Consider the following 11,853-nt stretch of genomic DNA (forward strand, 5'->3'; position numbering starts at 1 on the left):
ACAGCACTTTACCCGCCTACTGATTCAAATTCGGATTAATGGACGTGTCGGTATAAGGTAACGGGAACCAATAATTCGCCTTCACAATCGGTTTAATAGGCTGCAAATCGTCGGCGCTTTTCCTGGCGTTGGCTTCCTCCACCTTTTCGAGGCGCACGAGATCAAACCAGCGCGTGCGCTCGCATGCGAACTCCCACGCGCGTTCCTGCACGACCTCGTCGGCGAACTGTGCTGCCGTCAGGCCATCACCGGGCGACAATGGTTTGGTTCCAGCTGCACGTCCGCGCAAACGTACCTTGTTCAATGCGTCGTAGGCCGCCTGGTCAGGGCCGCCGGTTCCGCGCGCCTTGGCTTCGGCGTAAATCGTCAGCACGTGGGGATAACGCATCATCACCGAAGGCAGCGATATGCTCGACGTGACGATATTGCCTTTGATATACCATTTCTGGTAATAGGGGTGTTTGGTCAAACTATTCTGCCAGGGGATTTTCGTAGCACCGAGCCCAAATTCCGTGCGGAAAGTAGCATCCTTACGCGGCCCCGCCGGAAAATCACGGAAGAAATTCAGCTCTGCAAACATATCGTCCCAGCCGCCTTCCTCACCAGGCATGGTCGTATTACCATAGGTGGCATTCGCCGTGCCGCTTCCGCCAAGGTAGCCGCTGATCTGGAATACGGCCTCCTTCGTTCCGGACGACGCAGGATCATTCTCAAAAACCGCCGCGAAAGTCGGCAGCAACTCGAAGCCGTAGGTGGCCGCATTATCGATCACCTCTTTGGCCTTGGCTGCTGCCAGGTCATATTTATCAGTTTGTTTCAAAGGCCAGCCTGCCATGGTCAGGTATACGTCTGCGAGGAACGCTTTGGCTGAGCCCTTGTTGGGCCGCCCCGGATCGCGTTTCGCATTCGGCAAATTGGTTTCCGCCACTTTCAAGTCTGCTACGATCAGGTCATAGACTTCCTGCGGCGTCGATTTTTTAACAGTCAGCAAATCATCGGAATACTCACCAGCCATGATCAACGGAATATTACCCCAGAAGCGGGTCAGCCAGTAATACGAAAACGCGCGGATAAAATGCGCCTCTCCTACGATAATATCAATCGTCGCCTTGGTACCCACTGTTTTCTGATAGTTGTTAATCACATTGTTCGCTCCCTGAATGGCCTTGTAACAGCCATTATAAACGGCATTCGAGCGCTGATTGGTAGTCGAGACATTGAACTGGTCGAACTCCCGCCAGTCGGCCTTGTTACTGGCCGGGTGCGTCGTAACATCATCCGCCCCGAGCACGGCTGCATTAGCCGACGGGTGTAAAAAGCCGTAAGTCCACTGGTTGGCAAGGCCCTTGTACGCTCCGGTCAATGCAGATTCGAGACCATCCTGCGTCGAAAGCACATTAGGTCCGTACAACAGTCCGGTCGTATCTTCATCCAGATAATCGCTGCAACCGGCTCCCGTCAGAAGCAGGCCGCTTAAAAGAAGTATGGTTAGTTTTTTCATTGGTGAAAATTTTATGCTTTAAGCTATATGCTTTAAGCTGTAAGCTGTGCGTTTCGCGACAGCAGGTGTTTGAATTTCTATTTAAACCACATGCAGAGAATCAGAGCTTGTTGCCTAAGGCTTATAGCTTATAGCTTGCTTACAGCATATAGCTTACTGCCTACTGCCTAAGGCCTAAAGCCCTAAAACCCGAGCGTCAACCCAACCGTATACACCTTGGCATTCGGATACGAACCGCGGTCGATGCCGATGGCGGTGTCGGTACTGGATCCCACGTTGCTGGTTTCGGGATCGGGGCCGGTATATTTGGTGATCGAAAACAGGTTGGTAGCGCTCGCGAAAATGCGGATGTTGGCCTTGTCCCTGAAAACCGACGACGGCACATTGTAAGCCAGGCTCACGTTTTTCAACCTTACGAAACTTCCATTTTCTACAAACCGGCTTGATTGTGTAAATGGCTGATAAGTTTTGGTAAATGCCGGAATATCCGAATCCGTATTGCCTTCGCGATAGTAGTCGCGGATTTCCGTGAGCAGGAATTGGCGCGCTTCACCAGAACCCGACATCGCTCCCGCGCGGGTATAATTCAGCTTGTCCACCCCGAACGCGCCCTGGAAGAATACATTCAGCGTAAGCCCGCCATAGGTAAAGGTGTTATTCCAACCGCCGGTCAGTTTCGGGAACGCATGCCCGACTATCTGAAAATCATCGGTAGTGATTGCATTATCGCCGTTCACGTCCTCATAATGAGGGTCTCCTGGTACGCGGCCTTGCTTGGCAGCGATATCGGCTTCATTGGGTTTGAAAGTACCAAGGTATCTGAGGCCCCAGTAAGAGCCCAGCGGTTGGCCCGGCATGAGCATAAACTCGTTGGTAATCGACATCCCGCCGCCCGCACCGGTTCCCGTTCCAAGCCGCGGCAACCCGCCGAGGCTTACCACTTCGTTTTTCAAGGTTGAGAAATTCAGGTTCGTTTCCCAGCTGAATTTCCCTTTTTCGATAGGTGTGCCGCCAATCGCAAACTCGAACCCACGGTTTCTGATCTCGCCCACGTTGCGCGGCTGTGTTCCACCGCCAGCATAGTTGGGTAGCTGCACGTTCAGCAGCAAATCGGTCGTGCTCTTGTTAAAATAATCCGCCTCGAAATGTAGCCGCCCATTCAGGATCTCCATTTCAATACCGACGTCGGTCTGCGTGGTTGTCTCCCATTTCAAATTCCTGTTGCCCTGGTTCCCCTGGATCACCCCGGCCGTCACGCCGGTATTGTTGAAACCGACCTGCGTAGAGTTGTAGGGTGACAATGTCGCGTACGGGTTAATAGCCTGGCTGCCGGTTTTACCCCAGCTTCCACGGAGTTTCAGGTTGGTAAATACATTCAGATTTTTGATAAACTCTTCTTCCGAAAGCCGCCAGCCTAATGCTACCGACGGGAAAACAGAGTTCCGGTTATCTTTGCTGAATTTCGAGGAACCATCACGACGGATAGCAGCGGTTACGAGGTATTTGTCTTTGAATGCATAATTCACGCGCCCGAGCAACGAAAGCAGCGTCCATTTCGAGAAACCCGAGCTAACGGTAGCAGCCGAGTTGCCGCCGATGTTATCATAGCCCAATTGCGGGAAACGCAGGCCGTTGGCCGTTGCCGTAAAGTTCTTGTCGGTAAACTGTTGCGTCTCCAATACCGCCACGGCATTAATCGAGTGATTTCCGAATGTACGGGTGTAATTCAATGCATTGGTATTCTGCAAAGTAACCTGGTCTGACGAGTAGCGGGTTGCATTCGGGTTATTGTTCGAAAGGCGCTTGCCGTTGAAGTTCTTGTTCTGCGCATCGAGGTAGTTGATCGCATATTGCAGATCCAGCGAAAGGCCATTAATCGGCAGTTGGTAAGTCAGTCCGCCGATAGCGTTGATATTCATACGCTCCGTGTCGATGGATTTGTCGTACAAATGATCCAGCGGGCTTCTGGAAACGGAACCGGTAGGGTCCGCAAAGGTCGGTTGACCGTCGGAGCCATAAGCCGGCGTGGTAGGCGCCCATTGCAATGCTTCTATCAGCGCACCGCCGCCGTCGGTGTTGTGGTTGGCGGTTTTAGCACCCGACAAATTAAGCCGCAATGCGAGGTTTTTATTGATTTGAGTACTGAGATTGGTCCGTAAAACATACCGTTTGAAACCGCTGTTGTTCACGATCCCTTTCTGGTTCACATAGTTGCCAGAGATCAGGAAAGAAGTCTTCTCACTCCCTCCCGAAACCGTCACCTGGTGCTGCTGGCCGCTTCCCCTGCGGTAGACGAGATCCTGCCAGTCAGTACCGCCGTTCTTCTTGAAGCCATCGATCTGCTCTTGTGTAAATGGCGCATTGGAGCCTGTGGCAGCCGCACGTGCATTCACGATCTCGGCAAACTCGCCCGCAGGCAGAATATCGAACTTCTTGATCACATTCGACACGCTCCCCTGACCTTCATAGCTCACTTTGATGCCCTTACTGCCCTTTTTGGTCGTGATAATAATTACCCCGTTGGCACCCCGGCTTCCGTAAATGGACGTTGAAGCCGCGTCTTTCAGCACCTGCAACGATTCGATATCATTGGGATTCAACAAATTATAATTAGCCCCTACAAAACCATCGATCACGTAAAGCGGGTCATTATTACCAAGTACGGAGTTGGCGCCCCGAACGCGGACTTTCGAATCACCGCCGGGCGCGCCGTTGGACTGTGTCACCTGCACGCCGGCTGCGCGCCCTTGCAATACCTGGTCGAGGCGGGTAATGGGTTGCTGCGAATATTCCCGCGTCGATACCACCGAAAGCGCGCCGGTAACATCGGTTTTCTTCTGGGTACCGTAGCCCACCACCACCAGTTCGTCCAGACTGCGGGAGCCCTGTACGAGTTTAATGTCGATTACCGAACGGTTACCGATCTCCACCGTCTGACTTTCGTAGCCGATAAACGAAAACACCAGCGTGCCGTTCCCAGGCGCCTGGATCACGTAATTCCCCTCTCCGTCGGTCACGGTACCTTGCGAGGTACCACTGATCAGGATGCTCACGCCGGGCAGCGCTGCATTGTCCTGGTCCGTCACTTTTCCGGTCACTCTGGCATTCTGGGCAAGCAAACCTCCGCCGCCCAGGCCCAGGAGAACCAAGCATAAACTCAGTAGTTTTTTCATGGATTTTAGGTAAATATATTTATATATAAAAGTTAAATAATACTATTTTAATAAACATTTGAACGAGTAACTCTGCGCTTACCGATTTTCAATCGGAAGCGGGTAGCTTTCAGAATGTCAAATGTCAGTCAGGCAATTGTTACGGCTATATTACCAATCCACCACCGAACCATCCAGCGCATTATAGCTTTCCGGGTTCTTCCAATCGTGGCCGATTTTGTCTTTCAAAGCGTCTTCGTCGAGCTCTACCCCCAGACCGGGCTTGGTAGGCACCATCACGGTTCCGTCCTTTTGTAATTTAAAAGGTTCTTTGAGGTAGCCTTCGCCGAGCGTGACCTGCTCCTGCACGAGGAAATTGGGAACGCTGGCTGCAAGTTGGAGGCCGGTAGCGAGCGAAATCGGGCCCATCGGATTATGCGGGGCAATGGGAATGTAATAGGCCTCGGCCATTCCGGCGATGAGCCTGCCTTCGGTAATACCGCCTGCGTGGCATAAATCAGGCTGGATAATGCTGGCTGCACCTTTTTCGAGGATTTCGCGGAAACCCCATTTGGTAAAAATCCGCTCGCCCGTCGCGATGGGAATATGCGTGCCTCTTGCAATGTCTACAAGTGTGTCCACATTCTGTGCCTGGCAGGGCTCTTCAACGAAAAACGGCTGATATTGCTCCAATTCTTTAATTAGAACCTTGGAAGTCTGCTGCGGAACCGAACCGTGAAAATCGATCGCGATATCCATTTCTGGCCCGCCGGCCTCGCGCAATGAGGCAAAATTGTCCGAAGCATATTTGATGAATGCCGGATTCTCGACGATGTTCGCCGGGTTCTTCTTGGCGACGCCGGTTTTAATAATTGTGTACCCTTCTGCTTTCCGCTTCTTCATGTCCTCCGCGTTGGATGCGCGTCCATATATGCGTACACGGTCGCGGGTGGGCCCGCCCAGGAGCTCATGCACGGGTACGCCCAGGAGCTTGCCTTTGATATCCCACAATGCCTGGTCGATGCCGCTCAATGCACTCGTCAGAATCGGCCCGCCCCGATAGAATGCATGGCGGTAAATAGCCTGCCAGTGGTGCACCACCGCACGCGGGTCTTTGCCGACGAGGTATGGTTCCACTTCCTTGATCGCAGTTTGGATCGTCAGTGCGCGGCCTTCCAGCAATGGCTCACCGAGTCCTACAACACCGGCATCGGTGTGGATTTTAAGGAAAATCCAGCGCGGCTTTACCAAAAATGTTTCCAGCTTGGTGATCTTAACTTTGCCATACGCCTGAAAAGGCGCCGGTCTGGCTGCATACGAAGTTTTGGGCAGCAGCATTGTACCCGTCGCGGCAACGCCCAGCACGGATTGTATAGCCGCCCGGCGCGATAAAGTGGTAGATTTTGGGTTGGATTTCATAGGATTACCAGTTATGGATAGACCCGTCCGGACTTTTCAGGATCGGGTGCGGGAATTTGGTTTTCTCTTTGACCTCCATGATGAAAGTCGCCTTTTTCGGATCAAATTTTACTCCCAGTCCGGGCGCGTCATTAAGATACAGCTTACCATTTTTGAAATTGATAAAATCTTCATTGAAATAAGGCGGCCGCTCCGGTTCGCCTCCGCCCAACTCCATCAGCGCGCGCGCCGGGCTGCTAGATCCGAGCACATGCACCAGCGTAGCCGTCGCCAATGGGCCTGTGAAATGCGGTATCATACCCACATAATGCGTTTCGCACATCGAGGCCAGTTTTTTGAATTCACTGATACCGCCCGTGTTCGGCAATGTAAACCGGGTATAATCGATCCAGCGGTTTTCGATAAACTCATTGCAATCCCAGCGGTCGCCGAACTGCTCCCCCACGGCAATAGGCACCTTGGTCATGGACCGCACGGTTTTGTATACTGATGGATTCTCCGATCGAATAATGTCCTCTACGAAATAGGGTTCGAGCGATTCAAGCGCCGTGCAGATCTTCAAGCCGTCGGTCATATCGAAGCGGGTATGCAGGTCGATAGCCCATTTCCCCCCGCCGCCCACAGCTTCGTCGATCCTTTTACAGAAATCGATCGTCTTTTTCACATTTTCATAAAAATCGAAAGGCTGGTCGCCATTACCGCCCGTCGGGCCGATGCGATAGGCCCGCAAGCCTGCCTCGATGCAGTCCCTGGCCCGTTCCTCTTCGGTTTTGGCCTTTGACGCACGGAAACCGGTGGCATAGCACTCCACATAATCCCGTGTGGCTCCGCCGAGCAATTCGTACACAGGTACATTCAGCGCCTTGCCTTTAATGTCCCAAAGCGCCATTTCCAATGCCCCCAATGCGTGCAGCTTCTCGCGCCCCGGCGGATAGAACATCCCCCGGTACACGTTCTGCCAGATGTGCTCGATGCGGAACGGGTCCTCCCCAATCATCATCTGCGCGCATTGTTCGATCATATCCTTCGAGCCGCCCTCACCGATGCCGATAATCCCGCCGTCGGTTTCGATTTCGACAATACCCCTGGCCTGGTTGAAAAGCGGCTTGTTGTATCCCGGCGCTGCGTAATAGCGGATTTTGGTAATCTTCATTTTGGACGCCGCTTCGGCCTTCACCAAAGGAAAGCCGGTGGCGACGGCCGCGGTGCCGAGGAAGGCTGTTTTTATGAAATTTCGTCTTCTCATTAGTATTTCGTTTGGTCAGGAATTGTCAGATGTGGTCAAGTGTGGTCAGGAAATAGTCAGGAATTGTTATTTGTGGTCAGGAATAGTCAGGTATGTCATTTGTAGTCAGGAGTTGTATGTTGATTGAATTCGTTGTTTTCATGTTTTTCCATTCCGCTGCAATGAACCGGGGTTAGAAGAGCCGTGGTATTCGATGTTCTTATCTTTGCCAGAAAAGAGGAGGCTCCGTCGGAGCCGCGTTGTTCGATATTCATTGCCATAGTCCGCCGGAGCAGCTACCGCGTCGGACTATGGTTACCACCTTGCCCCGGGAGGGGCTCCCTGTTTATAGCAAATCAAGCAAGGTCCACATTTCCACGACTCCGAAGGAGTCTCCTGCGCCCATCGTCCAAACATCCGGTCAAGTCACCGATTTTCGATACCCTCTCTGCAAGCCCCAAAAACCCCAACTTCCCCAACACACATTACTACTATCCATGACCATTCTTGACCAAACCTGACTACACACGACCAAACCTGACTCCCCTATCCAACCGCCGCCGTTTTAGCTTTCGACGACTCCCGGGCGATCAGTTTGGCTTCCATCAATATCTGCTTCACATCCTCCTCCGGGTTTTTCAGTTTCATCAACAAATACTCGACGGCTGTTTTGCCGAGCAATTCCAAAGGCTGCTGCACGTAGGTGATCGGGCAATAGTACAGGTCGAAAACTTCCGCCTGTCCGAAGCTGACGATCGCCAGGTCGGATGGCACTTTGAGACGCAATTCATTAATGTATTTCAATGCATTGATAGCCAAACCATAAGTCGCAAAAATCATCGCATCCACCCGGTGCCCGGAGGCCAGGATTTCATCGATGGCGGTGCGCACTTCGCTGTCCATGGATTCGAAATGCACTTCTTTCAGCCACGAATCGTGGAATTCGATATGGTTATCGCGCAATGCATGCTTGTAGCCGCGGACACGCTCCTCCATATGGTACATATTCGATTTGTAGGCCATGATGCCGATCTTCGAATAGCCGCTTTGAATGAGGTGAACGCCGGCGTCGTAGGAGGCCTTATAGTTGTTAGTCGCCACGAAATCGGTCTGTATTTCAGGAAAATGGCGATCGAGTAGCACGAATGGAATATTCCGCTCTTTGAGATAATGCACCTGGCTTTCGGAGCCTTCACACGACACGATGATGAAGCCGTCGACCTGTCGGTTGATCAACACATTGAGCAAATCCCATGATTTCTCGGCGTGCTCGTCGCAGCTACCGATGATGACAGTGTAGCCGTTCTTTTTAGCTTCATCCTCCACCACACGCGCAATGTTGGCAAAGAAAGGGTTGGAAATGTCGGCGATGATAAGCCCGATGGTGTACGTCTTGCCACTCCGGAGGCTTTTGGCCAGGTGGTTGGGCTGATAGTTCAACTCCTTGGCTATCTGCCTGATTTTCTGCGCAATAACCTCTCCTACCCGAGTCTCTTTCTCCTTACCATTGAGGACATAGGAAACCAGGGCTGTGGAGACGCCCGCTTGCTGTGCAATATCTTTGAGCGATGCTTTTTTCATGGACGTATAAGCGTACCGTCGAATTTTCTTACTTGCCAGTTCGATTTTGTGCTGATTGGAAATTTGGCTGCGGCCTTTTCGTCGATGTCTACGCCGATGCCCGGTACTTCGTTCACCGACATATAGCCGTTTTTCATCGTCGGGCAACCGGAGAATACTTCCAGCGTCTTGTCATTGAACTGCACCGCCTCCTGAATACCGAAGTTCCAGACAGCCAGGTCGATATGCGCATGGGCCGAGTGCCCCACCGGTGACACATCGCCTGGGCCATGCCAGGCTGTCTTGACATTAAACCATTCTCCGAGCCGCGCCACTTTCATGGCCGGCGTTACCCCGCCGATCTGCGACACGTGAATGCGGATATAGTCAAACCATTGGTTAGCCATGGGTTCCAGGAATTCATTGATATTATTAAAAAGCTCGCCCATTGCCAGCGGCACCGTGGTACTCTGGCGCAGCAGCTTGAACCATTTCATGTTTTCGGGAGAAAACGGGTCCTCGATGAAGAATGGCCGGAACTCTTCGAGCTTTTTAATCATATTGATCGCATTCATTGGCTGCACACGCTCATGGATGTCGTGCAACAATTCGACCTCTTCGCCGCATTGCTTGCGCACAGTTTCGAAGAGAACGGGGATGGCTTTCAGGTAGGCATTTTCGTCCATATAGTTGTCCGCAGCCCCGCCGAAGCCCGCTTCTTTGAAATCCGGCTTCCTGGTACTGCTGCCCACTGCGCCATACCCGCCCTGCTGAATGCGGATATAGCGATAGCCCTGCTCCTGGATCTTCTTCACGCTCTCCACTGTTTCCTCGGGTGTACGCCCGTTCGCATGCGTGTAGCACGGCACGGCGAAACGGACTTTTCCACCCAGCAACTGGTACAACGGCATTCCGGCGCGCTTGCCTTTGATATCCCAAAGTGCCTGGTCCAGGCCGCTCAATGCATTGTTCAGCACCGGCCCATTCCGCCAGTAGGAGCTCACATATGCGGCGTGCCACATGTCTTCGATATTGTCCACGTCCCTTCCGACGCAAAACTCATTGAGATAAGTATTGATCGCCACCAGCACTACCTCAGCGCGCTGCGTAAAGGTGGCGCAACCGAGCCCATACAATCCTGGCTCGGAGGTTTCGACTTTTACCACAATGAGGTTGGAGCCCTGCGGTGCCGTGGCAATGGCGCGAACGCTTTTGATCGTGAGCGGTTTCATTCCCTTGGCATACTGTGGTGTTTCGGCTTCGACGGTGCGATGGTCGGCGGTCCGACGCTCGGCGATCCGACGGTCGGCTCGGGCGTTAGAAATGTTTCCAAACAGCCCCAGTATCCCCGCAGATCCGCTCAGTCCCAATGCTTTCATCGTGTCCCGACGACTCATTCCGTGCTCTTTCATCTATTTCAGGTTAAAGGTTTAAGAATTGCTGCTACTACTTTTTATCCCACCATACCCTGGTATTCAAATCATTAGGTCCCTGGCGTGCGTTGGCATCGTTCACGTTCTGTAAGTTCACGACGATCTCGCTATCGGGGTACGGCATACGGCGGATGAAATCTTCTTTGATCTCCGAACCCGGATAAGGGTTCTTTTTCAACGCCGGGAAACCGCTTCTGCGGAAATTGGCCCACGATTCGTTGCCATCGAGAAATGTCGCCACCCAGTATTGCGTGTTGATCTGCTCCAAAGCCCTGGCTTCATCGAGCGGGTGCGCTTTCAGGTAGGTCAAAATTGCGTCCTCCTTAATCGCCGCCTTGGAGTCATATAGGGCCATTTGTTCGAGGTTGGCGCGTATACCTTTGGCATAATAATCCGCGGCCTTGCCCGTCACCCACCCGCGCACGGCCGCCTCCGCGAGCAGGAGCTGCACCTGCGCGTAGGTAATGTGAAATTCCGGCGCGTCGAGCTTCAAAACGGTCGTGAGGTTAATCTGCGTAAAATCCCATAAACTTACCACGCCATTTTCGGCCAATACGCTGTTGATCGTCACATCGTTATAACCCATCGGCATTCCGATCTGCACTTTCGGATCGGATGAGGCACGATCGGACGACTGTTCCGGTCCACCCTTCGCGCCCACATACCGGACCGCGAACACAGGCAAGCGGGGGTCGTTGTTTTCTTTGAGGTAATTCACAAATGGCGCAGCGAGATAGAAGTTGGTCTTTTCGCGTGCCGCCAGGTGATTGGCTATGAAATTATTGTAAAGCGAAGTGTGCCGGATCACCGAATTATCCGCATTGCTTTCAAAAACACCGCCGGCTACGGCTTTTGTCACGTAAGATTTGGCGGTAGACGGATCCACTTTCGTCAGCCGCATTCCAGCACGCAGCATGAGCGAATAGCCCAGCTTTTTCCAGCGCGCGATATCGCCGCCATAAAGAATATCGGTCGTAACGGGGTCTTTCGACGCACCGAGTGCGCCCGACGCTTCTTCGAGCTCTTTCAGAATGTCTTTGTAAATGGCTTCCTGCGGATCATATTTCGGGCGGATTTCTTCGCTGATATAGCCTTTTCCTGCGCCGAAATAAGGAATATCGCCGTAGGTATCGGTCAGGATCATGAATGCGTAGGCTTTCCAGATCCGTGCGGCGTTGTAGACATCGGCGCTCAACGGATCATCCTTGGTTTCCTCGGTAACCGCTACGAGCTGTTTGATCACATTCCGGTAAAAATTAACCCAAACCAGCGGCGAGTTGGAGTTGTTCTGCTGGTTGTAATTTCCTCCGGAAAGCGAGCTTCCATAGGGTGTAATTACCTGCTGCACAATGCCAAAATTGTAACAGAGCATACCCAGCGTCGACACGCCGTCGAGGTAAGTCGTGGCGATGATCGCCTTGTTCAGGATCAGGGAAGGCGCCAGGGATGTCGGGTCGACCTTGTTGGTGTTGATCTCGTCAAATCCTTGGTCACAACCGGTTATGAACGTCAGCGACAAGGCGAGCGCTAGCATATATTTGAATGTAGCTTTCATAGGTTCGG

Annotated in this window: 7 protein-coding genes; all 7 read right to left on the bottom strand. The window is 52.5% G+C overall.

Going from position 1 to position 11,853, the window contains the following annotated elements; all coding sequences use genetic code 11:
- Positions 1-16 precede the first annotated feature (16 nt).
- Positions 17-1,501 carry a RagB/SusD family nutrient uptake outer membrane protein gene (locus tag ACQ4MZ_RS21925; RefSeq protein WP_430848490.1) on the bottom strand — a complete coding sequence of 495 codons (1,485 nt, stop codon included), beginning with the start codon at positions 1,499-1,501 and terminating at the stop codon, positions 17-19.
- A 182-nt stretch (positions 1,502-1,683) separates the two neighbouring features.
- A complete protein-coding gene (locus tag ACQ4MZ_RS21930; protein ID WP_430848492.1) occupies positions 1,684-4,674 on the bottom strand; it encodes a SusC/RagA family TonB-linked outer membrane protein in 2,991 nt (996 codons plus the stop codon).
- Positions 4,675-4,824: 150 nt separating this feature from the next.
- A complete protein-coding gene (dgoD, locus tag ACQ4MZ_RS21935) occupies positions 4,825-6,072 on the bottom strand; it encodes a galactonate dehydratase (RefSeq protein WP_430848494.1) in 1,248 nt (415 codons plus the stop codon).
- 4 nt (positions 6,073-6,076) lie between these two features.
- Positions 6,077-7,318, bottom strand: a complete 1,242-nt coding sequence (locus ACQ4MZ_RS21940) for a mandelate racemase/muconate lactonizing enzyme family protein (RefSeq protein ID WP_430848496.1) — start codon at positions 7,316-7,318, stop codon at positions 6,077-6,079.
- Between the two features lie 525 nt (positions 7,319-7,843).
- On the bottom strand, positions 7,844-8,878 hold the full coding sequence (locus ACQ4MZ_RS21945; RefSeq protein WP_430848498.1) for a LacI family DNA-binding transcriptional regulator: 1,035 nt from the start codon (positions 8,876-8,878) through the stop codon (positions 7,844-7,846).
- Complete coding sequence (locus tag ACQ4MZ_RS21950) at positions 8,875-10,269, bottom strand: enolase C-terminal domain-like protein (RefSeq protein WP_430848500.1); 1,395 nt, start codon at positions 10,267-10,269, stop codon at positions 8,875-8,877. The genes ACQ4MZ_RS21945 and ACQ4MZ_RS21950 overlap by 4 nt, the downstream gene beginning before the upstream one ends.
- A gap of 34 nt (positions 10,270-10,303) precedes the next feature.
- Positions 10,304-11,845 carry a SusD/RagB family nutrient-binding outer membrane lipoprotein gene (locus ACQ4MZ_RS21955; protein ID WP_430848502.1) on the bottom strand — a complete coding sequence of 514 codons (1,542 nt, stop codon included), beginning with the start codon at positions 11,843-11,845 and terminating at the stop codon, positions 10,304-10,306.
- Between the last annotated feature and the right edge of the window lie 8 nt (positions 11,846-11,853).

This window comes from Dyadobacter sp. BHUBP1, assembly GCF_050587785.1.
Classification (GTDB): Bacteria; Bacteroidota; Bacteroidia; order Cytophagales; family Spirosomataceae; genus Dyadobacter.

Excerpts from the sequence above, each read along its gene's own strand:
- ACQ4MZ_RS21950 (WP_430848500.1), bottom strand. The coding sequence starts at position 10,269 with ATGAAAGAGCACGGAATGAGTCGTCGGGACACGATGAAAGCATTGGGA.
- ACQ4MZ_RS21930 (WP_430848492.1), bottom strand. The coding sequence starts at position 4,674 with ATGAAAAAACTACTGAGTTTATGCTTGGTTCTCCTGGGCCTGGGCGGC.
- ACQ4MZ_RS21940 (WP_430848496.1), bottom strand. The coding sequence starts at position 7,318 with ATGAGAAGACGAAATTTCATAAAAACAGCCTTCCTCGGCACCGCGGCC.
- ACQ4MZ_RS21955 (WP_430848502.1), bottom strand. The coding sequence starts at position 11,845 with ATGAAAGCTACATTCAAATATATGCTAGCGCTCGCCTTGTCGCTGACG.
- dgoD (WP_430848494.1), bottom strand. The coding sequence starts at position 6,072 with ATGAAATCCAACCCAAAATCTACCACTTTATCGCGCCGGGCGGCTATA.
- ACQ4MZ_RS21945 (WP_430848498.1), bottom strand. The coding sequence starts at position 8,878 with ATGAAAAAAGCATCGCTCAAAGATATTGCACAGCAAGCGGGCGTCTCC.
- ACQ4MZ_RS21925 (WP_430848490.1), bottom strand. The coding sequence starts at position 1,501 with ATGAAAAAACTAACCATACTTCTTTTAAGCGGCCTGCTTCTGACGGGA.